The 21664-nt window shown below is 49.3% G+C and carries 24 protein-coding genes and 1 pseudogene; 6 read left to right on the top strand and 19 right to left on the bottom strand.

Annotated elements, in window-relative coordinates:
- Positions 1-201: 201 nt before the first annotated feature.
- Positions 202-1380 (top strand): MFS transporter, encoded by a 1179-nt coding sequence (locus DPO_RS07645; RefSeq protein ID WP_160166902.1) that lies wholly within the window; start codon positions 202-204, stop codon positions 1378-1380.
- A 37-nt stretch (positions 1381-1417) separates the two neighbouring features.
- Here the strand turns inward: DPO_RS07645 and DPO_RS07640 are convergent, their stop codons facing one another.
- Together DPO_RS07640 and DPO_RS07635 are read right to left on the bottom strand one after the other, a co-directional pair.
- Positions 1418-2215, bottom strand: coding sequence for a sugar phosphate isomerase/epimerase family protein (locus tag DPO_RS07640; RefSeq protein WP_006965223.1), 798 nt, complete (start codon positions 2213-2215; stop codon positions 1418-1420).
- A 29-nt stretch (positions 2216-2244) separates the two neighbouring features.
- Entirely contained in the window at positions 2245-4956 is a 2712-nt protein-coding gene (locus DPO_RS07635) for an AsmA family protein (protein WP_006965222.1), read from the bottom strand.
- Between the two features lie 219 nt (positions 4957-5175).
- Between DPO_RS07635 and argC the strand changes: the two genes are divergently transcribed.
- From argC to DPO_RS07610, 4 genes are all read left to right on the top strand, one after another.
- Positions 5176-6120: an N-acetyl-gamma-glutamyl-phosphate reductase gene (gene argC / locus DPO_RS07630; RefSeq protein WP_006965221.1), complete on the top strand. Its 945-nt coding sequence runs from the start codon at positions 5176-5178 to the stop codon at positions 6118-6120.
- Positions 6121-6621: 501 nt separating this feature from the next.
- Entirely contained in the window at positions 6622-7509 is an 888-nt protein-coding gene (locus tag DPO_RS07620) for a DMT family transporter (protein ID WP_006965219.1), read from the top strand.
- A 128-nt stretch (positions 7510-7637) separates the two neighbouring features.
- Positions 7638-8003 carry a hypothetical protein gene (locus DPO_RS07615; RefSeq protein WP_006965218.1) on the top strand — a complete coding sequence of 122 codons (366 nt, stop codon included), beginning with the start codon at positions 7638-7640 and terminating at the stop codon, positions 8001-8003.
- Positions 8004-8437: 434 nt separating this feature from the next.
- Positions 8438-9610 (top strand): pyridoxal phosphate-dependent aminotransferase, encoded by a 1173-nt coding sequence (locus DPO_RS07610; protein ID WP_006965217.1) that lies wholly within the window; start codon positions 8438-8440, stop codon positions 9608-9610.
- 89 nt (positions 9611-9699) lie between these two features.
- Here the strand turns inward: DPO_RS07610 and DPO_RS07605 are convergent, their stop codons facing one another.
- The 3 genes from DPO_RS07605 to DPO_RS07595 are packed head-to-tail and all read right to left on the bottom strand — an operon-like array spanning position 9700 to position 12156.
- Complete coding sequence (locus DPO_RS07605) at positions 9700-11073, bottom strand: TrpB-like pyridoxal phosphate-dependent enzyme (protein WP_006965216.1); 1374 nt, start codon at positions 11071-11073, stop codon at positions 9700-9702.
- 52 nt (positions 11074-11125) lie between these two features.
- A complete protein-coding gene (locus DPO_RS07600) occupies positions 11126-11848 on the bottom strand; it encodes an AAA family ATPase (RefSeq protein ID WP_006965215.1) in 723 nt (240 codons plus the stop codon).
- Entirely contained in the window at positions 11839-12156 is a 318-nt protein-coding gene (locus DPO_RS07595; RefSeq protein ID WP_006965214.1) for a hypothetical protein, read from the bottom strand. The genes DPO_RS07600 and DPO_RS07595 overlap by 10 nt, the downstream gene beginning before the upstream one ends.
- 422 nt (positions 12157-12578) lie before the next feature.
- Here DPO_RS07595 and DPO_RS07590 point away from each other — a divergent pair, with 422 nt between their 5' ends.
- Complete coding sequence (locus tag DPO_RS07590; RefSeq protein ID WP_006965213.1) at positions 12579-13241, top strand: nitrite/sulfite reductase domain-containing protein; 663 nt, start codon at positions 12579-12581, stop codon at positions 13239-13241.
- Positions 13242-13481: 240 nt separating this feature from the next.
- Here the strand turns inward: DPO_RS07590 and DPO_RS26710 are convergent, their stop codons facing one another.
- The 14 genes and pseudogenes from DPO_RS26710 to DPO_RS07520 form a co-directional block, all read right to left on the bottom strand.
- A complete protein-coding gene (locus DPO_RS26710; RefSeq protein ID WP_006965212.1) occupies positions 13482-13718 on the bottom strand; it encodes a DUF2442 domain-containing protein in 237 nt (78 codons plus the stop codon).
- Between the two features lie 24 nt (positions 13719-13742).
- Positions 13743-14051 carry a hypothetical protein gene (locus DPO_RS07580; RefSeq protein ID WP_006965211.1) on the bottom strand — a complete coding sequence of 103 codons (309 nt, stop codon included), beginning with the start codon at positions 14049-14051 and terminating at the stop codon, positions 13743-13745.
- A gap of 53 nt (positions 14052-14104) precedes the next feature.
- The gene (locus DPO_RS23810) at positions 14105-14473 is read right to left on the bottom strand and encodes a 4Fe-4S dicluster domain-containing protein (protein ID WP_006965210.1); all 369 of its coding nucleotides are present in this window, start codon (positions 14471-14473) and stop codon (positions 14105-14107) included.
- A gap of 42 nt (positions 14474-14515) precedes the next feature.
- A complete protein-coding gene (locus tag DPO_RS07570) occupies positions 14516-14968 on the bottom strand; it encodes a hypothetical protein (protein ID WP_152427620.1) in 453 nt (150 codons plus the stop codon).
- Between the two features lie 131 nt (positions 14969-15099).
- A complete protein-coding gene (locus tag DPO_RS25820; RefSeq protein WP_006965208.1) occupies positions 15100-15552 on the bottom strand; it encodes a hypothetical protein in 453 nt (150 codons plus the stop codon).
- Positions 15549-15836, bottom strand: a pseudogene (locus DPO_RS07560) (DUF1016 N-terminal domain-containing protein); the annotation flags it as partial. The pseudogene DPO_RS07560 and the gene DPO_RS25820, both read right to left, overlap by 4 nt.
- Before the next feature lie 69 nt (positions 15837-15905).
- Complete coding sequence (locus DPO_RS24510) at positions 15906-16031, bottom strand: type I restriction-modification system subunit M N-terminal domain-containing protein (RefSeq protein WP_006965206.1); 126 nt, start codon at positions 16029-16031, stop codon at positions 15906-15908.
- 138 nt (positions 16032-16169) lie between these two features.
- Positions 16170-16883, bottom strand: coding sequence for an adenylate/guanylate cyclase domain-containing protein (locus DPO_RS07555; RefSeq protein WP_006965205.1), 714 nt, complete (start codon positions 16881-16883; stop codon positions 16170-16172).
- Entirely contained in the window at positions 16883-17377 is a 495-nt protein-coding gene (locus tag DPO_RS07550) for a Pycsar system effector family protein (RefSeq protein ID WP_006965204.1), read from the bottom strand. The genes DPO_RS07555 and DPO_RS07550 overlap by 1 nt, the downstream gene beginning before the upstream one ends.
- Before the next feature lie 236 nt (positions 17378-17613).
- A complete protein-coding gene (locus DPO_RS07545) occupies positions 17614-19758 on the bottom strand; it encodes a translation initiation factor IF-2 N-terminal domain-containing protein (RefSeq protein WP_006965203.1) in 2145 nt (714 codons plus the stop codon).
- A 516-nt stretch (positions 19759-20274) separates the two neighbouring features.
- Positions 20275-20415: a hypothetical protein gene (locus DPO_RS25510; protein WP_160166901.1), complete on the bottom strand. Its 141-nt coding sequence runs from the start codon at positions 20413-20415 to the stop codon at positions 20275-20277.
- A 238-nt stretch (positions 20416-20653) separates the two neighbouring features.
- Positions 20654-20872 carry a type II toxin-antitoxin system Phd/YefM family antitoxin gene (locus DPO_RS07530; protein WP_006965201.1) on the bottom strand — a complete coding sequence of 73 codons (219 nt, stop codon included), beginning with the start codon at positions 20870-20872 and terminating at the stop codon, positions 20654-20656.
- Between the two features lie 278 nt (positions 20873-21150).
- A complete protein-coding gene (locus DPO_RS07525) occupies positions 21151-21414 on the bottom strand; it encodes a Txe/YoeB family addiction module toxin (protein ID WP_006965199.1) in 264 nt (87 codons plus the stop codon).
- On the bottom strand, positions 21411-21653 hold the full coding sequence (locus DPO_RS07520; protein ID WP_006965198.1) for a type II toxin-antitoxin system Phd/YefM family antitoxin: 243 nt from the start codon (positions 21651-21653) through the stop codon (positions 21411-21413). The genes DPO_RS07525 and DPO_RS07520 overlap by 4 nt, the downstream gene beginning before the upstream one ends.
- Between the last annotated feature and the right edge of the window lie 11 nt (positions 21654-21664).

Below are 21664 nucleotides of genomic sequence, written 5' to 3'. Positions count from 1 at the left end.
CTCCGCTCTGGAAAATTTGTGTTGGATTGAAAGACTTATTATTTTGAAAAATCCGGTTTTTATTGTCAACCTATTTATCACTTCCATCTCCAGATTTTTGTTTTTGGCTGTTTACATTCCACCAATTTGGAATACTATGTCCCAGACACAACCTGAAACAAAAGCATTTGAACCATGCCCAGTCAGACTGAACAAAAATTGATGAAAAAACCGGAACCGGACACATTGTCCCGGGAACAGCTCAATCCCATTGTTTTTTTAACGGGTATTTTCTTTTTCAACATGCTTTCCCGGCTGGGAATGGCCCCGTTACTGCCGGATATCAAAATAGATCTGGCGTTAAGCCACAGCCAGGCAGGCGGCTTATTTTTTCTGATTTCATCCGGATATTGCATCAGTCTTTTTGGTTCCATATTTTTAACGCCCCGGTTCTCCCACCGGCATCTGATTATCGCTTCCGGCCTTGCCGTGGGAATCAGCCTGCTGGCGGCCGCAGCCAGCCAGGGAGTGGTGATGCTCCAGGCGGGCATGGTCTGCTTAGGCCTGGCCGGCGGCTTTTACCTGCCTTCGGGTGTGGCCAGCCTGACGGGACTGGTTTCCCGGCACCATTGGGGCAAAGTGCTGGGCGTGCACCAGCTGGCGCCGAACCTGGCGTATATCATCGCTCCTTTGGCTGTGTCTTTGTTTGCGGCATGGCACCATTCCTGGCGCATGGTGCTGGTGGTTTACGGCACCGCTTCCCTGATTCTGGCGATCACCTATGCGGCCCGGGGAAAAGGGATCACGGACCGGACAGACCCGCCCGGGCTCAAAATATTCGCCACCCTGCTCCATACCCCGGCAATCCCGATCATTGCCGTGCTTTTCATCCTGGGAATGGGATTGAATCAAGGGGTGTTTGTCATTTTGCCCCTTTATCTGGTGTTTGAGCGGGGAATCGATCCGGAAACCACCAATATCATGCTGGCGGTCTCCAGGGTTGTGGCATTTGGCATGCCCCTGGCCGGGGGATGGCTGGCCGACCGGTTCGGCCCCCGGCCAATCATTTTGTCTGCGTTGTTTTTAAGTGCTTTGGGAACGTTTTTTATGGGGTGGCTGCCCGGGACATGGGTCTGGCTGGCCCTGATCCTTCAGGCAGGGGCCGGGGTGTGTGTGTTTCCTTTGTGTTTTGCCATCATGGCCATGGTCACCACGCCTCAAATCCGCCCGGTGGCGGTTTCTGTGGTAGTGCCCCTGGCGCATTTCCTGGGATCCGGGCTGGTGCCGTTCGGCATCGGCATCCTGGCGGAAACCGGGCGGTTCAACATCGGATTTGCCGTTCTTGGCGGGGTCACCTTCCTGTGCCTGCCCTTGATCCGGATGTTGAAAAAACAATCGTGACACCAAAAAATTTCAAGAAAAAAATCGATGCCCATTCTCAGGCATTTGAAAAAAGAAATTCGATTCGTTCCCGGCTGTTCACCAGATCATCCGTATTGGCTGAAAACACTTCAAAGGTGATGGTATCATCATACCCGGCCTGTTTAAGGGATGAAACCAAAGATTTAAAATCAATATTTCCTTTTCCCACGGCCATGTGATCGTCTTTTTTCCCGAAATTGTCACTGATATGCACATGACCGATATACGGGGCGAACCGGGTGACAAACTGTCCCAGCCTTGTCTGTTCCGGATCTCCGATATTGGCGTGTCCGGTATCCAGGGTCATCTTCAGCCCGGGAAATTCCTTGAACAGATCCTCGAACGACTCGGGCTCAAAATTCAGATGATATGAAGGAAACATGTTCTCAAAACACAGCTGAATGTTCAGGTCCCGGGCATGGGCCACAATGGCGGTCAACGCGGTATGGGCATATTTTTTGGCCGCATCCATGGCAAACATCCCCATGCCCGTGATATACCCCGGATACAGCACGGCTTTGTGAACGTTGATTCCGGCTGCGGCATCCAGGGAATGTTTCATTTCATCTAAAGACGCCCGGCGGATGGCCGGTGTCAGGTCCGGTGTGTACACAAAACAGGGCAGATGGCAGATCACGGGCATGCCTGTGTCTGCCAGGATTGCCATAATCTGATTTTCCAGCTCACAAATCTTTGTCCAGTGCCCTTCGGGCGGATCCATGGACAGTTCAAAATAATCAAACCCCAGGTCCGCCACTCTTTGTATTTCTTCACATACCGGCTTGATCGGAAAACCCGATGCCCCGTATTTCATATTCATATCCTTTTCATTGTCATGTCCGGTCAATCGGTCAGTTTTTTCAGAAACCGTCCCAGTTCCTTTTCCACACTCTGTTTCAACTGCTCCACAGCCTCAGGTGAGGTGCCGGTTAAAATCGAAGTGATCACGCCCTTGATATCCGGCTGGATGGCCGGGTCTGCCAGCGGCCCCCGGATATATATGGGAACGGGAATTCCGGCAAGCTCGGCCAGTTCGCTGCCTGCCTGGCCTCTGGAGGTTTCCACCACCGTGACCATTGCCCTGTAATCAATGGTTTCCTTGACGATATCCACCACGGTTCCGGTCCCGGATACCCGCAGGGCCGGGGATTTTCCCGACAGATCGTCCAGAACGACCACCCCGTTTGTCACCACGGGATTTCCGGCAAGTTCGGTAAAATCGGTTTCTTCCGCTTCTGACACGGAAAAGGTCCGGGTATCCCGCAGGGATTTGAGGCTGCGCAGAAATTTACCCACATTAAACCCGATCACGGCCCCGTTTTTGAACAAAAAAGACAGATTCCCGTTCAAATGCTGTTTCATGGCACTCACGGTTGCCCCGCGGGTGGTCAAGGCCGCAGTGATGTCTCCGGTTCCCCGGATCATGGCTTTTTCAGTCATATCATCCAGCAAAGGGGCCACCTCAATCCCTTTCAGGGACGAATTTATTGTGATCAAAGGAATATCTTCAGCGGCATCCAGTATCATGCTTCCATGATACACCCCATTGTAAAGGGCTGCAGACAACGGTGCGGCATGGATGACCCCGTCTTTGGCCGTCAGTTTTGCCTGAACCCTGGACAAAGAAGCCCCGGAAACAACCAGATCCCCTATGGCCAGGGCCGCATTGATTTTCAAATTTCGAAGCTGGGCCACAGGCATTCGGGTAGCGGCTCCGGCAGCCACCGTTTCCGGTGTCACGGGTACAGATCCGTGTTTTTTTCCTTTTGCATTCTTGGGTGCCTTGGGTGCCTCGGGTGCCTTGGGCAGATACGGGTCCACATCGATCCGGTCAACAGCCAGCTCCATTGTGATGTCCGGATCTGAAAAGTCTGTTACCCCAAAACTTCCCTTCAGGTGTGAATCATCCACAACCCCGGACAGGCCGGTCAATTGGAGATCATTTGTCGAACCGGTAAACCGGGTTTTCAGGCCCACTTTTTCAAACACCCGGGCATCTGCCGTGGCCGGCAAAGACAAGCCCAGTGTTTTCATGAGTTGCCGCAAATTGAATGGGGCCGCAGACAAGGTTCCGGTGTACACGGGATCGGTCTGGATTTTTTCAACAGTGATACCACCGGACACGGCCAGATCCATGCCTGAGAGGGAAAAAGCCGGCACTTCCAGTCGCTGCTGATTCATCTGCCAGTGCACGGGTGCATCCAGGGTCACGGAAAACGGCCCGTTGGAAATTTTTTTTCCGTCAAGGCCCAGGCGGATCTGCAACGGATCCAATGTCAGGTTTCCCTGTTTTCCGTTGAACCGCACCTGTCCTGCCACCGTGTCCAGAAAATCACCCGGCACGGGTTGATCCAGGGCATGGAGCAACCGGTTCAGATGCCTGCCTTCCAGAACCATCGCTCCTTCCATTTCCGCGCGGCGGGTGCCCAGATCCCGGGCTGCGACATTGCCCTTGAGGGTAATGCCCAGTGCCGCAATATCCAGAGCCGGCACCAGAACCCGGCCCTGACTTAAATCCATATCCACGTCCATGTTCACATGAAATGCCTTTTGACCGGTCCGGGCCAGGTGTGCGGCCAATGGCCCGCCTTCAATAATCTGCATCAGCAGGGCCAGGTCTTTTCCGGCAATATCCAGGGCCAGGTCGATTCGGGGGATGACAGCGCCCATATTGCCCAGCACAATGGTCCCCGTTACATCCGTTCCCAGTCCGGACCCTTTCAGATTTTTGACAGATACAGTGTCTTTTTGCAGATCCATTTCCACCCGGCAGGCCAGATCCAGGTCTGCCGGTTTTTTCCCCAGGATCGGTCCGGCAAGCTGTGCCTGGAATATCATGGGATCGATCTGATACTGACCGGAATCCATATCAAAAACAAGGGTGCCCTCAAGTCCGGCATTTCCGGAAATCTCTGGTGACGTGCCCGTACCGTTGAACGTCAGCTGCCAGTCCACGGGAGCGCCCGGCACCACTTTGCCCGTTGTCAGATTCAGATCGGAAAGCGTATATTTTTTTCCTGTGGACCGGTCGTCAAAACTGAAACCGGCATCTTGAATGCGCACCCCGCCGTTCAGCAGCACGGCCAGATTTTTCAGGTCAAATCTTTTTTTCGACGATGCAGCAGACGGTTTGTCCGGCTTTGTTTTATCGGGCAAACGGCCCTGAGTTTCCCAATTGGTCATGCCGGCCTGGTTTCTGGCCAGATGGACCTGCGCCCCTTCAAGCACCAGGGTGTCCATTTCGATCTGTTTTTTCAGCAACGGCAATGTCTTGACCCGGACCATGGCATAATCAGCCGTCAACATGGGCCCATCCCCGAATCCCGGGGCGTTTTCCAGAAAAATTTTGGACATCTCCAGATGCAGCCAGGGATAATATTTCACACGCAAGTCCCCCTGGATCTCAAAGGTCCGGCCCACCTGCTGACTCACCTTTTTTGCGACATAGTCCTTATACCGGTTCGGATCCAGATTCAAAACAATGACGGCCCCAGCCACTGCCACCAGAATCAATATTCCCAGCCCGGATAAAGTCAGCAAAAACACTTTTTTCATGGAGATGTTCCTTTATGCACATTGAAAAAAATATGATCAAAACAGGAACGGTCTGAATCACATCTTTTGTTTGTAACCCGCCTGATATAAGGTATACAGGATCATGGCTGCGATTTCAATCATTTCAAATGTGTCTTATCCCTCCTTTCTCCGGAACAAGGGTTTATTTTTTATCCTGAAATACGTATAAGTTAAATTTTACATAAAAAAGGAAGGGTCATGGCTTTTAAGGTGTTTGTCGACGGCCGGGAAGGAACCACGGGATTGCAGATCATCGATTATCTGTCATCGCGCAAAGATGTTGAGCTGCTTGAAATCGATCCTGATCTTCGCAAAGACCCCCGGGAAAGACAAAAATTAATCAACCAGTCGGATGTGACATTTCTATGCCTGCCGGATGCGGCTTCCAGAGAATCGGCGTCTTTGGTCACAAATGCAGACACCTGCATCATCGACGCCAGCACGGCATTCAGAACCCACCCGGACTGGGTGTATGGACTACCGGAAATCGCGCCTGAACAGCGGGATCTTTTGAAAAAATCCAAAAAAATCGCCAACCCGGGATGCCATGCCACCGCGTTTGTGCTGGGGGTGCATCCCTTGATCAAAGCCGGCATCATGCCGCCGGACTACCCGGCCTGCTGCTACTCCATCACGGGTTACAGCGGTGGGGGCAAAAAGCTGATCACGGCCTATGAACAACTTCATACCCCTTCTTTGGACAGCCCGCGGCACTATGCCCTGGGCCTGGTTCACAAGCATCTGCCGGAAATGACGGTGAGAACCGGACTGACTGCGGCACCTGTCTTCACGCCCGTGGTGGCTGATTTTTACAAAGGCCTGGCCGTGACCACGTTTGTTCACACGCGCCTTTTGACAAAAAAAGTGACCCCGGCAGACATCCGGCAACTGCTTGCCCGATATTACCAGGATGAGCCGTTTATCCGCGTGTTTCCCTTTGACGATGCCAATAATCTGGACAATGGATTTTTTGATGTGCAAGGGTGCAACAATACCAACCGGGCCGATATATTCGTGTTCGGCAATCCTGAGCAGATGGCGGTGATCACCCGCATTGACAACCTGGGCAAAGGGGCCTCCGGTGCCGCCGTCCAGTGCATGAACATCCATTTGGGCCTGGATGAAGCCACTGGGCTGGTATAGTTGCTTTTTTTTCACAACCCGCCCGGACCATGCATACAAAAAGGGCGGTCCGCCCGAAAGCGAACCGCCCTTTATCTTTAAATTCAACGTTGAAATCAAATGCCCGGCCATGGGATCATTTATGGATCACATGGCTGAAATCAGGCAATGTCTGGAATTTGAGCCGCTTTTGAGTGCGGCCGACCGGTAACACTGATGCCGCTCTTCCGGATTTTTAGATGTTGAATCACAGTTTCGGAGTTTTTTGACCAGACGATTTTTTTCCCGGACACAGCATTCTCTTGCTTTTATATTCAATAAATCGACCATAAGTCACCTCTTTGGCATTTTTTTTTAAATAAAATCAAGATGGTGTTCTGTTTTACACCACCTTGACATGAACATAAGGCAGTTATGACTGATTGCAACAGCCCGGGGAAAAAACGGCCGGCCCAAAAAAGGAACGGAGACCGGGACATAAACCCTGGATTTCTGTGCGCCATTCAAGTATAACCCCGTACCATGAAACCGGATACATCCACCATCGATATCAGGGCCATGGCCCTGCTGATCATTTTGTGCGCCTCCTGGGGATTGAACCAGGTGGCCATTAAAGCGGCCGTTGCCGACATACCGCCCGTGCTCCAGGCCGGCATCCGATCCATGGGCGCCACCTGCCTGATGCTGGTATGGATGACCATCAAAAAAAAATCTTTGCTGGAAAAAGACGGCACCCTGCTGTGGGGACTCATCTGCGGATTGCTGTTCTCAGCTGAATTTGTTCTGATCTATTGGGGGCTTGAGTTCACCAATGCCTCCCGATCCACCATTTTTTTGAATACATCCCCGTTTGTGGTGGCCTTGGGCGCCCATTTGTTCATCCGGGCAGAATACCTGTCCCGAATCCAGATCATCGGAATGGTGCTGGCATTTGCCGGCATTCTGGTGGCGTTTCATGAATCCCTGAACCTGCCCGATTCGGGGATGATCAAAGGAGATATCATGCTGATGGGGGCAGCCGTGTTCTGGGGGGCCACCACCGTGGTGATCAAGGCAAGCCCGCTGGCAAAGGTTTATCCGGGCAAAGTACTGCTGTATCAGCTTGGCGTATCTGCGGTTATTCTGCCGGTTGCGTCCATATTTTTGGGCGAACCGCCGGTTCAGGCCCTGACCCCTCTGGTGATCTCAAGCCTGATCTACCAGACTGTCTGGGTGGCGTTTTTCACCTATGTGACCTGGTTCTGGCTGATCCGCACCTATCCGGTCTCCCGGCTGGCGCCGTTCACGTTTCTGACACCGCTGTTCGGTGTCCTGGCAGGGTCATGGCTTTTGGGAGAAACCGTGACGATTTATCTTTTGTGCGCCCTGGCCATGGTGGGCGCAGGCATTTACCTGGTCAACCGCAGATAACGGGTTTCGCTGTATCTGACCGATCCATCCCCTTTCTGCCCTTTTTGACAAAATTTTAATGTGGCACCCGGATCAAACACCCGGGGTTTTTATCATCATTTATTTTTATTTTTTTTAAGGAGTTTATCATGAGCGGTAACGGCGGCAATCCCATCAACATCGATTTTCAGGTAGACAGAACACACCTTTACCGGGAAGAAACCATCACAGATCTGAAAATTGCCAATATTCAGAAATTAACCCCGATTCTTCCGGACGGGTCAAACGATCCTTCCAGAGAAACCGTCTTTGTGGGAAACACCCAGCTGGGCACCCCCCATGGCCCGGTTCCGATTCAAGCCCGGCTGAAAGCCACGACGCTGGAGCAGGCCATGGATGAATTTCCCCAGGCCATGGAAGCAGAGACCCGGAAAGTGATTCAGCAGTTCCAGAAAATGGAGGCGGAACAAAAACAAGCCAATGATTCCCGGATCATCGTTCCCGGAGTTCAATAACGATCCCCCAAAAAAAAGAACCCGGCTTCCGGAAAGGGGATCCGGAGGCCGGGTTTGCGTCTGGGTGCGTTGTTGGAAGGATGGGATTGGAGGGATATGAATGCCCGCCAGACGCACTTTCAAGGCCGCTACCTGGTGGGATTGGGGTTATGTTGGGATGGCCCCACTCAGGCATGATCAATTGATTACGCCAGTCAATCCGGGTTGTCAATTCGGGAAAATCCCTTAGTGGCTATAGGTAAAACTCCCTAGTCCGGAGAATTTCACTGACGGGCATAAGTATGCATTTTCCTTAAAATCAGGATAGTTACCTGTTTACACAACTGGCGTATCCGGCAGGTAATCCCGTTTTTTTCCAGGGGATTTTCATACGCTTTTTTTTCATGTATGATCCATATGCAGTGAAAACATCATAATTTTGAAAGGACAGTGCCATGCCGATTGCAGACAAAATGGTGAAAATGGTGGAAGCGGCTTCCATGATCCGGAAGATGTTTGAAGAAGGCATCCGGATGAAAGAAAAATTCGGGGCCGACCATGTATTTGATTTTTCCCTGGGAAATCCGGATGTTCCCCCGCCCAAAATCATGCAGGAAACCCTGCTGGACCTGATCCATGATGACACTGTTTCCCATGGGTACATGCCCAACCCGGGGTTTATGCATGTCCGCCAGGCAGTGGCGGATTATCTGAACCAGACGTTTAACGTGGGCCTGACACCGGATTTGATCGTGATGACGGTGGGCGCGGCCGGGGCCCTGAACGACTGTCTCCGGGCACTGATCAACCCAGGGGAGGAACTGCTCACCCCGGCCCCTTATTTTGTGGGATACAACCAGTATGCGTTCGTGGCCGGGGCCACCTTGATCACAGCCTCCACCCGCCCGGATTTCCACCTGGACCTGGAAGCCATCCAGACCGCCATCACGGAAAAAACCCGGGTCGTGCTGATCAATTCACCCAACAACCCCACGGGCGCGGTCTATTCAGCCGAAGAACTGGACGGGTTAGGCCGGGTTTTGGAAGCGGCCAGCAAAAAATTCGACAAACGCATCTACCTGATATCCGACGAACCCTACCGGAAAATCGCCTATGACGTGACCGTTCCGTCCGTATTTGATGCCTACAACCACACCATTGTCCTGACTTCCTATTCCAAGGAACTGTCTTTAGCCGGTGAACGCATCGGTTATCTGGCCGTGCATCCCAAAGCGGAAGATGCCAGACTGATTGCCGGTGCCGCCGGCGTGGCCAACACCATGATGTATGTCAATGCCCCGTCCCTGTTCCAGCAGGTGGTGGGACGGCTGCAAGGAATTACCGTGGATATCGATATTTACCGCCGGCGCCGGGATATTTTCTGCCAGGGGCTTAAACAGGCCGGGTATGAATTCGATGTACCGGACGGCGCATTTTATCTGTTTCCCAAAAGCCCCATTGAAAATGACGTGGAATTTGTCAATCTGCTCAAGGACCAGAACATCCTGGCCGTGCCGGGCACGGGCTTTGGCGGCCCCGGCCATTTCAGGCTGTCCTATGCCGTGCCGGACAAAACCATCATTGATTCTTTGCCCGGATTCAAAAAAGCCATACAAAGCGTCAAATAACCGGTTTTTTTCTTCTCCCAAAACGTGTCCGGGGGCCGGTGATTGAATCATACCGGCCCCCGGATGCGTTGATGGATGCGCGATGCCCTTTATTTGCCCTGTCTGGGTTTGGGCAGATTTTCCAGGTCTTTAAGCGCGATGTCGATCTGTTCCTGGGGCAGATCATGATCAGCCAGATTCCCTCTGAAATAAGATTCATAGGAAGCCATATCCACCAGTCCATGGCCGGACCAGTTGAACAGGATCACTTTTTCTTTGCCTTCTTCCTTGGCTTTTAATGCCTCCCGGATGGCCATGGCCACGGCATGGTTGCATTCCGGCGCGGAAATATATCCTTCGGACCGGGCAAAGGTCAGCCCGGCCTTGAAGGTTTCCATCTGATGAATGGCTTCAGGCCGGATGATGCCGTCCAAAACCAGCTGGCTCACCAGGGGTGACATGCCGTGGTACCTCAGCCCGCCGGCATGGATGGGGGCGGGCACGAAATTATGACCCAGGGTGTACATGGGCAGCAACGGGGTCATCTGGACCGTGTCCCCGAAATCATAGGCAAAAGGCCCCCGGGTCAGGGTGGGGCAGGAGGTGGGTTCCACGGCAATGATATCGATCTGTTTGCCGTTGATCTTGTCTCTGGCAAAGGGAAAGGACAGACCGGCAAAATTACTGCCCCCGCCCGCACTGCCGATGATCACATCCGGATAATCCCCGGCCATTTCCATCTGTTTCATGGCCTCCAGCCCGATGATGCTCTGATGGATCATCACATGATTGAGCACGGATCCTAAGGCATATTTGGTGTTTTCATCAGCCACGGCTTCCTCCACGGCTTCGGAAATGGCCATGCCCAGGGATCCCGGCGAATCCGGATCTTTCTCCAGAATGGACCGGCCGGCCCGGGTTTCCGTGGAAGGGCTGGCCGTGCAGTTGGCGCCCCAGGTTTCCATCATCATCCGGCGGTAGGGTTTCTGGTTATAAGAAATTTTTACCATGAACACCTTGCACTCAATGCCGAAAAACGCACAGCACATGGCCAGGCTGCTGCCCCACTGCCCGGCCCCGGTCTCCGTGGTAATCTTTTTGGTGCCCGCCACTTTGTTGTAATAGGCCTGGGCCAGGGCCGTGTTGGGTTTGTGGGATCCGGCCGGGCTCACGCCTTCGTTCTTGAAATAGATCCGGGCCGGGGTGTCCAGGGCTTTTTCCAGATTCCGGGCCCGGAACAGAGGAGACGGCCGCCAGATGGCGTATTTGTCCAGAATCTCTTCGGGAATATCGATCCACCGCTGGGTACTCACTTCCTGCTCGATAAGATTCATGGGGAAAATCGGGGCCAGGTCTTCCGGTCCGCAGGGCTGACCCGTGCCCGGATGCAGGGGCGGCTCCATGGGCGTGGGCAGGTCTGCCATGATGTTGTACCACTGCCGGGGCATTTCCTGTTCAGTCAATAAAAATTTCTGGGTTTTCATGGGATCTCCTTTAATGGCAAAATTGATATTTTTTTAACGGCTGACATATCGCTTATTTCATTTCTTGGATAAAGGAAGACGGGTCCGTCATAAACGCCTTGTAAAGACGGTAATACTCCGTGTCTTCATACAAAACAGGCGCAATTTCCGGCCCGTTGAAATTATAGATCACGGCATCCGGGCAGGCCAGCAGAATGGGCGAATGGGTGGCGATCACAAACTGGGCATGGCCTTTGCCGCTTTCACCCATGATCAGATTGAGCAGTGCCACCTGGGATTTCGGCGACAGGGCCGTCTCAGGCTCATCCAGAAAATACAAACCTTTGCGCTGATACCGGTTGGAAAAATACGACATCAGCGACTGGCCGTGGGACTGGGTGATCAACGATTTTCCCCCGAAATAATCCAGCATGGGCCGGTCCGTGAGGGCCCACTCCTCCAGTTTTCTGGCAAAATGGGAAAAAATCTGGGATCCGAAATACGATCCCGGCACGGGTCCCTGGTCCCAGGTCACGGTCAGATAGCGGTGCAACTGTTTTTCATGGGGATTGGTTTCGCACCGAAGCAGAAACTCCGGCTCCCAGATGTGAATGCCGCAGCAAAGCCCCAGGGCCTTGAGCAATGTGGATTTGCCCGTGCCGTTTTCTCCGGAAAACAGCGTGATGCCCTGGTCAAACCCCAGGGTATTCGTCCGGTTCAGAATTTCCAGACAAAACGGATATGCATTTGTGTCCGGAAAGGTGTCGCTGTGAATGGCCGCCTGCTTCAGGAACATGGGCCCTGCCCGTCGTCTGCTTTCAAAGGATTCTGTGATACCCGGGCCTGGGCCTGCTGGATCAGTTCCATCAATGTCTGGACCTTGGGCCGGCCCTGGTTCATGAATGCCGCGGCAAATTCGTCTTTTGACAGGGTCTGCTTAAAATAGGCAACCACATCAAAATGGCCGTGCCAGCAGTCCAGTGTTTTAAAGCAGGGCGCGCCGGTATTTTCTACCCGGCAGTAGCTGAAAGCCACCTGATGCCCCAGCCGGGGGCACCGGATTTTAAAATCGTCTGACGGCAATGCCGAAGAAATTGTGCACATTGTTCCTCCTGTGTGTCGTTTTGTACTGTTTATGAGAAACACGCACACAAGTCAAGCATTATCCGCAGACGTTTCGAGTCAAAAAAGCTTTCCCATCGCTTTGATTGCAACACCCAGCTCTTTTATCAGCCCATCCATCACTTTATCAACTTCCATGCAACCTCCTGTGTTTCATTTGTTTTGATGATTTTTACGTCCCTTCATTTTTCAAAATCATATTCCCTGCCGCCAAAGATACACCATGATCCGGCCAAGGGCAAGTGCGGCCGGGCAAAGCCGGATCCCGGCTGTGTGGGGCGGTTGCGGCAGGGGTCATTGACATTTTTGGACCACAATATTAAAAATGACGCTACGTATTAATGACGGTACATATTAAGGCGAGGGTCCTTTTAAGGATCAGACGTCACACAAAGGAGTCAAATATGCTCAAAGACGGAGAAAAAGGCGTCATCCGCCAGCGCGGAAAAGACGATATCACCTATGCCATTGCCCCCCATGTGCCCTGCGGCGTGGTGAAACCGGACCAGCTGAGATCCCTGGCCGATGTGGCGGATAAATATCAGGTGTCGGAACTCAAGATCACCAGTGCGGCACGGATTGCCATCATCGGGCTCAAGGAGGACCAGGTGGACGGGGTCTGGGAGGACCTGGGCATGGATCCCGGCCATGCCGTGGGGCTGTGCGTGCGGAGCATCAAGGTCTGCCCGGGCATCCAGTACTGCCGCCTGGCCAAACAGGACAGCCTGGAGATGGGCATGGAACTCGACCGGCGCTACCACGGCATGGTCCTGCCCAGCAAGATGAAGATGGGGGTTTCCGGCTGCAAGATCCAGTGCGCGGAAAACTGCATCAAGGATATCTCCCTGTACGGCACCCCCAAGGGATGGGCCGTGATGATCGGGGGGAACGGATCGGCACTGCCCAGGCTGGCGGATCTTCTGGTGGAGGACCTGTCCCGGGAAAAGGCCCTGGACATGGTGGCCCGGATCATTGACTATTACAAGGAGCACTCCAAGCGCGAACGCATGGGCCGTATGATCGAGCGCATGGGACTGGATAAGGTCAAAGCGGACCTTCTGGGCTGAGTCCTTTTCCCGAAGATGGCCCCCTGTGTCAGGAAGATTGTCGCCTCATTGACAAGGGAATCGACAATCAGGGTTTGATCATGCGAAAGGCTTCCTGAAACAAAGTCTGCCCTTCCAGTGTACTTGAAAGAACCGCCCGCGCAAAACGTTTGCCGGTTCGAGCACTCCGGCCGTCTCTTCATTATTTTCTGCGGACGTCGGCGCGGCCAGAGGCCGTTTTCAGCAGACAGCTGGATTGGCTTATCGGATGACACTTTCTACGTACAATGTGTCTGGGCAGAAATCCTGTCCTCCCTGCCATTGTATACTTCCAAGACATGGTTTGACTGAATTAAATTTTTTGGGATCCTTCAGCTCTTGAAAAATTCCCTTGTCCAGGTAGGGTTTTACATCAAATATTTTTTGTTCTCCGTTTTCAAAGGTCAGGGTGATCGTAAAATCCAAATTCGGAGTCACTTTTTTTACTCTTGGATTCATAACAGGCCTCCTTATTTCAAAGGGTCAATCTTGAATATTTCCTGGTATGGATTTAACCCTGTAACCCACTGAAATGATAACATCGAGATTATAATAATTCGGGGCTTTCTGCTGAAATTCGGAATTTCCGAATTTCTTTAAGGTCTGGCTTTCTTCAAGCTCTCCTTCCGCATAAATATTTTTAATATGTTCGTTAACCGTTGATTTTGCTTTTCCGAAAAGCATTGCCATCTGGTCCTGTGTCAGCCAGACCGTTTCATCTTCCAATTGCACTTGAAGCTTTGTTGTTCCTTTTGAATCCGTATAAATGATTATTTCTGAATTCAGTTCCATGTATCACCTTTTTGACAAGGATTCTGTATTTTTTTGTTTTTATCCTTTTTCATTCATTCCCTGTCTCTGAGCACCATGGATGTTGCCCCAACAGGGCAGACAGTAACGCAAAGTCCACAGCCGACACATGATTCATTATTATATGCCATTTTTTCATCCTGGAAGACCCGGGCACCAAATACGCACCTTTCAACACATTCACCGCAATGAATGCAATCCTCAAAACTTGTCACAGCCACATATTTTGCCTTACCCAGTATCTCCATGGCCTGCTCTGTCGGAAGCACCCATTGTTTTGTTTGAAAAGATTCTGAAACAGGAATAACCTTTGATGCGTAGGAAATCCGGCCTTTGCCCAGCCATTCGTCATATTTGACAATTCTTTTTTCCAGAAACGCATCAACATATTTTTCCTTTTCCATATGGCACATTTCCTTTCTTTTGCATTTGGCTGACGGCCAGGATCAGCCAAATGCGACAAAATAATCTGACAGGAGCCGTTGCCACTCTGTGATAAATTCCCTGTATGCCTCAGCCGTGAATCCCGAGACAAAGGCTTCTCCCGTCTCAGAGAGCGCAATATACCTGTAGGTGACCGCAACCTGTGTATGCTTATCGGCCAGGGCCTCACAGCATACTTTCACAACCCCGACCTTGTCACCGGGTTCAACCTTGTAAAACTCTACACAATGGGCGTCCGGACGGTATCTTTTTACCAGCCAGATGGCCTCGGCCGCAGCGTGGTCATGAGACTTTGTCAAAAACACATAGTCCTCAGACAGTTCCTTTGTGTCCATGACATTCTCATAGTCCCATCCCGGCACCCAGTGTTTTTCCCCTTCAGGACTGAAAAGAGGAAAAACCCTTGATACCGGCTGCAGCACCACAAATGTCATACTATGTTCCACTGATTTCATTTTTGTCTCTCCTGAGCCGCCCCCAAACCTCTGCAGTTCATCATTATCTTTACAGCGCTGAAGAATGACCAGGTTGTGGGTCCAGTTGATTTCTCGCACCAGTGGTGCGAGTTTTTCCAATCCGGTATATGTCATAGCAGGACTCTCAATTCACGGGCCGCATCATAAAAAAAGGATGTTTTCCTCATTCCGAGCATGCGAAAGGCTTCCTGAAACAAGGTCTGGCCTTCCAGTGTACTTGAAAGAACCGCCCGCGTCCTCGGTTCCGGCAATGAGTTGACGTAGCGCCTCCGTCCAGGTTGAAACCTGCCGCCGTTCTGCATGGGTTCCATCATGGTCTCATCGCGCAGGGTGCGGAAATCCGGTACCGGCAATGCCAGTTCCGGCGGCTCAGACAGAAAGAAATAACCGATCGGCGTATGGGTCAGTCGGGCAAACTCCTCAAGCTGCCGAAGCGTCGGTTGAACTTCACCCGAAATCCACAACGGCCACTTTCGAAACCGGTTTGTCAGTTTTTCATCGGAAAGCCAGGCCCGCCCCGCTGCCCAGCGCAATACCGAAATGGATGCTGCCACGGTGTTCATACTATCACCTTACATTTGCTCATGATGACAAGATTATGCGCCCAGGCTATTTCTCCAACCGGTGGTTGGAGCCTTTCATTGTCATGGAACTCCGAATAAAACTGGCGAATGTACCAGAGGTTTTGGATTGAAAAACCGCTCACACCGGGAAATTCCTGCCGCAGATCTTCAGACAACCGCTTTACCACAGATTTGCCCCAGCCCGCGGTCTCCTGACGTTCCACGATCATCCGTCCGATGTCCCAGTACAGCCCAAGCTCCTTGTTGACCTTCTTGAGAGCTTCATACTGGGCGGACCGGCCGCCTGGTAAAGCGCGGCATCTTTATTGACAACGCCTGCCTTGTTGATCTGTTCACTCATCTTGAGTCATCGGCAAAATCACGTCCCGGTATTTGCCTCGCACGGAAACGTCCCGCAGGACGTCATCTGCAATACCCCAAATAAAATTTGCAATCCAGTTTAGTTGTCCGTTTTCCATTCAAATTCCAGTTATTTGTATTTTCATGTGTGCATTATTGGCATAACGTGACGCGTGACCGGTGCATGGAAGCAGCAGAGCGAAGCAGCGCTGCTTCCATGCGTACGAGTCGACGCGATAACTAGCTCCATCAATCTTTCACGGCTTCCATTGCCAACTTGATCTGTAGAGTGATATGGAATCTCCGAGAAAGGTCCAAGTCCTTGGTTCCCAAATGTTCTGCTTGTCCTTACCTCCATACTTCGCCGGATCGTCAAGCTTGTTATAAACTGTCGCCGTGATGTACGTATGATGCGGAGGCTTCCTGAAGTCACTCAGCTTCGCGGCAAGGTTGGGAGCCCTACCAATCCAGATCAAATCATTGTTACCTCTTGCGCCAGCTCGTACCGCAAGCACTGTACCGGAGTCGACACCAATGCCGTGACTGATTGAGAAACTCGCTTTCTTGACGCTGTCGTATTGGTTTTCGAACTTGGGTTTGATGATTTCCTGCACCGTGTACTTGATCTGGAGCGCGCACTTGGCAGCAGTGGTATTCTTGTACGATCCAGTAAAGACTCCCAGTATGCGGTCGCCATCGAAGCTGACGATACTCCCACCATGGTGGCGAACGAGTCTGGCCGTTGTTGCCAGAAACGACTTCAAGATCTTGGCAGCAATCCGACGGTCAAGTTCCTTCGCCATCTTGGATGAGTTAGCCAAATCGGCGTATAGGAATGTGGCATCAAGCTCTACTGCACCCCCAGCTAAGGCGACACTGTCCGAAGAGGGAACTTTCTGGCCCTTTCGGGTGCTCCAAGTCTTACTGATTATCCCTTGGACGTCATTGGTTAGGTCATTAATCAAGGCCATTAGGGTGTTCCCGAATAGAGGATGAACAGCGCGAAACCCCACGGAAGCGCTGCGAGAAAGAGGCATGCCATGGAGCGTTGAATCCAGGTGTACTTTCGTTCGGCAATCTGCGCGTTGCGGTGGCACTGGGTCAGCATATCGTCGAGATAGGTTTGCTGTGTGGCAGACTTAACCGCTTCCACGTACTGGGAAAGATCCCTGCTTACGATCCCGCCGAAGTATATGAGTGATCCCTTTGGACCAGTCGTTCGCGGGAACGAAGCGCATGCCGCGAACACAATGCTTAGAAACAAGAAAAACGCGGCGAAAGCAGAAGCGCTTCCTCCCGGTACAGTCCAGTTGGGAGCCGAGGGCATGAGAACGGCCAGAGCTCCTATCATCGCCGTAGAGAGAGGGAGCACAAGAGCCAGCCTGGATTCGGCTGCACGCACCCAGCCCAGAAGGCGGTCGAGTTCCGCATCTGCTTGAGATACCAATACCGTTTCTTCTGACATTCTCTATTCCTTCTGTGAGCTAACGTTTCAAAATCTGTGGCTTGTCCGTCAGCATTTTGGTGGTTAGGGACTTATATTTATTCTCAATTACTTCTATATTGTTCTTTTTGCCCCGAAAAAGCGAATATAGGGACGTTATAAAACGTTTTGCTGGCTTAACTATTTAATTTATTGCATTATGCATGGCCCATCCAGTCCGAAAAGATCCCACAAGGGAATTAGCTAACTTGTTCTATTCAACACTTAACACCTCTTAAATTTTTCTTTTTTGTAACGCCACCAAGACGATGGGGCATTTTTTTCTGTTTTCGTTTCTTTATCGGGTAATTGTCCAAATCCTCTGATGCCTTCAATTCATCAATTGAATTTTCCTTTTTTTTCTGTGGCTTAATATGTCTGAGTTCGTTAAGTAATGTGGAAGTGACCCTGATGTTATAGTATTTACATGTTTCTTTGAACAATTCAACACATTGTTCTTCAATAGCTCTATTTTTGGATATTCTTCGTAACCAATCTCTCCATTCCAACACATTTTTTTTGCCAACCAACTCATTAAAAAAAGCAATAATTTCTGGAGATACGAACGGGATTTCTAACAAATTTTCATCTTTTCTTTCAACCAAGCGTACAAGCCAATCAGCCACCAAGAACTCAAGAAATGAACGATGAGGTAAATACAAACCTTCTGGTGGTTTTTTTTCCAAGAAGCAACCAGATATTAAATCTCTTTTCACTGCATCAATATGCACGTCTTTTCGTTCAAATCCTTTAAATATATCATCTGGTATTGAGGAGACAGAGATTTCTAATGTAGCATCATTTTGCCACATCCAAAATGCTAATTTGGAAGCAAATAATCTTCTTTCTTTCAAATTGTATGCACTTCGAGCTCTTTTTTTGAGATCTCTTCGGATTATCAGTTCTACAAATTCTGAATATAAAATAGTTTCTGTGAAAATATCTAACGATCCTTTATAATGGGGCAAAATTTGAAGTAACATTTTAAGCTGTACCGGTCTGCTAGCAAGATCCAGCAATTTGTGTTTTTTGTATCGTTCCAGAATATTGTAAAATCGATTTATTTGGTGGGGCTTTTGGCCTTGAAATATTTTTGTGGTTTTATATTTTTGTACGTATTCTTTTATTTGTTTTAATTCAAAGCGTAACAATCGGTATTCTTTATATTCCGGCCAACCTGGAATCTGTTTTAAGGTGCCACCAATGGATCTTTTTCCCTGTATAGCCTCTATATATTCAGCTTCTGAAATAAAAGCTGTTGGTCGACCCAATAGTATAACCTTGGTATTTTTACCGATAAGTTTATTAAATTGTGTGAAATTGTATTGTAAAGATTCCCAGCTCATTGTTTTTTTCATTTCATCAAAACCATCTAAAATTATGACGAAACGGCCTCTATTATTTAACTGTAAAAAAATATGAAAATTGAAATTTGGTACAGTGGCAAATGACGTGAAATGACGACCTAAAAGGCCATCTAATGATTGGTCAGATGTTACATCATCCAAACCGATCATTATTGGAATCCGTTTCTGGGAGTCAAGCATGTGTCGCTTCGCAAGTACATAGGCAAGCCTTTTTGCCAAGGTTGACTTTCCTATTCCATAACCACCAAAAATTGCAAGAGGTTGCTCATCCTCTGATTCTGTCCAATCAAGTATATGCTCAGCAACATCCAAGATATGAGAATTTTCGATGTCTTTTGCAGACTGATATGTATACAAAACAGGCAATTCATCCATTGTATATTGTGCTCTAATCCCTTGGACATAATTGGAAAAATCAATAGAAGAATATAGAAGTTCTAAAAATTTTATGTGAACAATTCCTTCTGTATCTTTGGCATATGTTACTGCAGCAGGCGACAACCCATTTGACGTGACAATCAGTAAAGTGTCTACGTAATTATTCTGTATCAAGGGTAAATAATCTACAACAATAGTGACAACCTCAGATTTTGACAATGGTTTTTCATAATATTTACATTCGATTGCAATCTTCTTTTTCTGCATGAAATCTGTGGTTTTTTCTGCATAAGCATCAACTTTTTTTGGACCTAAAATATGTTCAGGTGTTACTGCCCATCCTTGTTGGGTTAACAAATTCCGAACTTCCTTTTCAAAAATTTCCCAGTCAGGAATTATTGGGATTCTACGCCGAATCACAGATGGCTTAACTAAAGTATCTAAAGATTCCTTATGGGTTTTACCAAAAATGTTTCTCTTGATCTGTTTGACCTCAGTATACTCCAATGAACTCAGATGACCCTTACCCTCAATGCAAAGCTCTTCTAATTTGTCAAGCAGAGCTTTGTTGGTCATATTCAAATCTCTGGCTAATTCATATACTCTAATTTTGGTCATTTAATTACCTTCTGTTTTTCACTATTAAAGTCATCATTTTACCTAAAAAAGATCATTCCTCAGAATTTCCCTCACCCACATCATCATTGTCCATACCCTCTGTGACATATGAATAATCACTCTTGAGAGCGCCATTCCTTAAACAAGTTGTTGAGCTGATCTGGATTTCAGCGATTTTTCATAACAAACTGGATAACAAAAGAATTTGAAACAAATCCAGATCTGTATACCACCTCAATAGCTGATTTGATTCCATACCAGATGTTTTTTCTCAGGTAAAGCAATTAAAAAAAAACACCATACTGTCATTACGTAATATGCTCAGATATTTCCACCGGCATGGAATACCGCAGCTGCCATACCATCTTAATGGATCTTTCATTCATATGGCCGACGTGCTTGTTCAGGCTCAAAAAAACCGGCACTATACCGCTGGGACAGGCTGATCATATCACCCCGCGTTTCCAGGCCCGGTGCATCATCTACGCCGGTTCCCGGTATTGGTCTGAACCGGCATCATCCCACTCCCTGCTGATTCAGGACGATCACATACCGGCTGGTAACTCCCAGGATGTTTCTTTTCTGCATGGCCGAAACGGCTATCGGGGTAAAGCCCCGGGATAGATCATCATTAAGGGAAAATGCCAGTACTGGCATTTTCCCTTAATGGGAATGAATTGTTTTTTGGTCCAGGCCTGGCCGCTTTGCCATCCAGATCCCTGGAGATAAACCCGCCTGGGGTCGATTCCTTTTCTGGGATAAATCGGCTCATCCAGAATGATAACTGCTGGGTCAGTAGGGGGTTGGATATTTAATCGGCTTTCCCAGAATGGGTATTTTTTTATCCGTTTTGAATCTGGAATTGAGTTGCTCGCGGTCCCGCCCAGTGATTTGTTCATCTTTCTCTTCCTTGTCTGACGATATCCACAATTTCTTGTGTTGCTATTTTTGCTTTTATCGAAGGCACATCTAATGGAGATGAAATATTTTTTTCAAGAACCAAAGCAAAAGTCCGCCCATCTTTCCTTCGAATTAACACCTTGCCGGTATTTTCAGCCTGTTCTAACACCAACGCAAGCTTTTGCCTGGCTTCTGAATAGGTATAAACCTGCATCTTAAACCTCCAGTGTTTCAATTTTAATTTTTTGAGCAGCTGTCTTTAGCTTCAGATCCAATGTTAACAAAGGTGATTTTTGTCGAATCGCACAATCCAAAAGATATGCATCGTAAGCATACATATTTGTCTTTTTAGCATGATTTTCAGCCACTTAGGCAACGGTGAAGCACCTGGACAAATCAGTATTTGCCGAAAATGGCAATACTGCCATTTTCGGCAAATGGTATTGAAAAGATGTGCGCAGCATTTTGCTGCGGCAGGATTGTGTTGATTTTCTACTCGTAGTGGGTCCACATTCGAATCACTTTAACGATTTTTTCATCATTATAAATCTGGTAAACAATTCTGTGTTGAATATTCAGCCTTCTTGAACAGGCACCTGATAAGTCGCCGATCAGTTTCTCATAGGGGGGTGGTGTCTGGTATGGATCATTTCTCAATATCTCTATGATTTCTTCTGCCTTTGATTTCAGTCCGGATGAGGAAATTTTTTTAGCATCCTTCTGAGCTTGTTTGGTAAACACCACCTTCCAGCTCACCAGTCAAGTTCCTCTTGACAATCGTCTATTGGCGTGGCAAGGCCTTCCCTGATCGAGTCACGCATACCTGGAATGCTCAAAAGAAACAGGGTTTCCTGAATTGATTTCCAGTCTTCTTCCGAGAGAAGAACCGCATTTCCTCTTTTGCCTGTAATAATGATAGGCTCATGAGAAGATGATGTTTGATCAATGAGCCTGTAAAGATTTGAGCGTGCTTCTGTTGCAGATAATATTGTCATTTGAACCTCCT

The organism is Desulfotignum phosphitoxidans DSM 13687 (assembly GCF_000350545.1).
GTDB lineage: Bacteria > Desulfobacterota > Desulfobacteria > Desulfobacterales > Desulfobacteraceae > Desulfotignum > Desulfotignum phosphitoxidans.
Note: the sequence above shows the minus strand (reverse complement) of the source record. Positions and strands in the feature narration are given on the sequence as shown.

What these genes read in the sequence shown, in the direction of transcription:
- DPO_RS07645 (WP_160166902.1), top strand. Translation starts at nt 202, where the DNA reads ATGAAAAAACCGGAACCGGACACATTGTCCCGGGAACAGCTCAATCCC.
- DPO_RS07640 (WP_006965223.1), bottom strand. Translation starts at nt 2,215, where the DNA reads ATGAAATACGGGGCATCGGGTTTTCCGATCAAGCCGGTATGTGAAGAA.
- DPO_RS07635 (WP_006965222.1), bottom strand. Translation starts at nt 4,956, where the DNA reads ATGAAAAAAGTGTTTTTGCTGACTTTATCCGGGCTGGGAATATTGATT.
- argC (WP_006965221.1), top strand. Translation starts at nt 5,176, where the DNA reads ATGGCTTTTAAGGTGTTTGTCGACGGCCGGGAAGGAACCACGGGATTG.
- DPO_RS07620 (WP_006965219.1), top strand. Translation starts at nt 6,622, where the DNA reads ATGAAACCGGATACATCCACCATCGATATCAGGGCCATGGCCCTGCTG.
- DPO_RS07615 (WP_006965218.1), top strand. Translation starts at nt 7,638, where the DNA reads ATGAGCGGTAACGGCGGCAATCCCATCAACATCGATTTTCAGGTAGAC.
- DPO_RS07610 (WP_006965217.1), top strand. Translation starts at nt 8,438, where the DNA reads ATGCCGATTGCAGACAAAATGGTGAAAATGGTGGAAGCGGCTTCCATG.
- DPO_RS07605 (WP_006965216.1), bottom strand. Translation starts at nt 11,073, where the DNA reads ATGAAAACCCAGAAATTTTTATTGACTGAACAGGAAATGCCCCGGCAG.
- DPO_RS07600 (WP_006965215.1), bottom strand. Translation starts at nt 11,848, where the DNA reads ATGTTCCTGAAGCAGGCGGCCATTCACAGCGACACCTTTCCGGACACA.
- DPO_RS07595 (WP_006965214.1), bottom strand. Translation starts at nt 12,156, where the DNA reads ATGTGCACAATTTCTTCGGCATTGCCGTCAGACGATTTTAAAATCCGG.
- DPO_RS07590 (WP_006965213.1), top strand. Translation starts at nt 12,579, where the DNA reads ATGCTCAAAGACGGAGAAAAAGGCGTCATCCGCCAGCGCGGAAAAGAC.
- DPO_RS26710 (WP_006965212.1), bottom strand. Translation starts at nt 13,718, where the DNA reads ATGAATCCAAGAGTAAAAAAAGTGACTCCGAATTTGGATTTTACGATC.
- DPO_RS07580 (WP_006965211.1), bottom strand. Translation starts at nt 14,051, where the DNA reads ATGGAACTGAATTCAGAAATAATCATTTATACGGATTCAAAAGGAACA.
- DPO_RS23810 (WP_006965210.1), bottom strand. Translation starts at nt 14,473, where the DNA reads ATGGAAAAGGAAAAATATGTTGATGCGTTTCTGGAAAAAAGAATTGTC.
- DPO_RS07570 (WP_152427620.1), bottom strand. Translation starts at nt 14,968, where the DNA reads ATGAAATCAGTGGAACATAGTATGACATTTGTGGTGCTGCAGCCGGTA.
- DPO_RS25820 (WP_006965208.1), bottom strand. Translation starts at nt 15,552, where the DNA reads ATGAACACCGTGGCAGCATCCATTTCGGTATTGCGCTGGGCAGCGGGG.
- DPO_RS24510 (WP_006965206.1), bottom strand. Translation starts at nt 16,031, where the DNA reads ATGGAAAACGGACAACTAAACTGGATTGCAAATTTTATTTGGGGTATT.
- DPO_RS07555 (WP_006965205.1), bottom strand. Translation starts at nt 16,883, where the DNA reads ATGGCCTTGATTAATGACCTAACCAATGACGTCCAAGGGATAATCAGT.
- DPO_RS07550 (WP_006965204.1), bottom strand. Translation starts at nt 17,377, where the DNA reads ATGTCAGAAGAAACGGTATTGGTATCTCAAGCAGATGCGGAACTCGAC.
- DPO_RS07545 (WP_006965203.1), bottom strand. Translation starts at nt 19,758, where the DNA reads ATGACCAAAATTAGAGTATATGAATTAGCCAGAGATTTGAATATGACC.
- DPO_RS25510 (WP_160166901.1), bottom strand. Translation starts at nt 20,415, where the DNA reads ATGCCAGTACTGGCATTTTCCCTTAATGATGATCTATCCCGGGGCTTT.
- DPO_RS07530 (WP_006965201.1), bottom strand. Translation starts at nt 20,872, where the DNA reads ATGCAGGTTTATACCTATTCAGAAGCCAGGCAAAAGCTTGCGTTGGTG.
- DPO_RS07520 (WP_006965198.1), bottom strand. Translation starts at nt 21,653, where the DNA reads ATGACAATATTATCTGCAACAGAAGCACGCTCAAATCTTTACAGGCTC.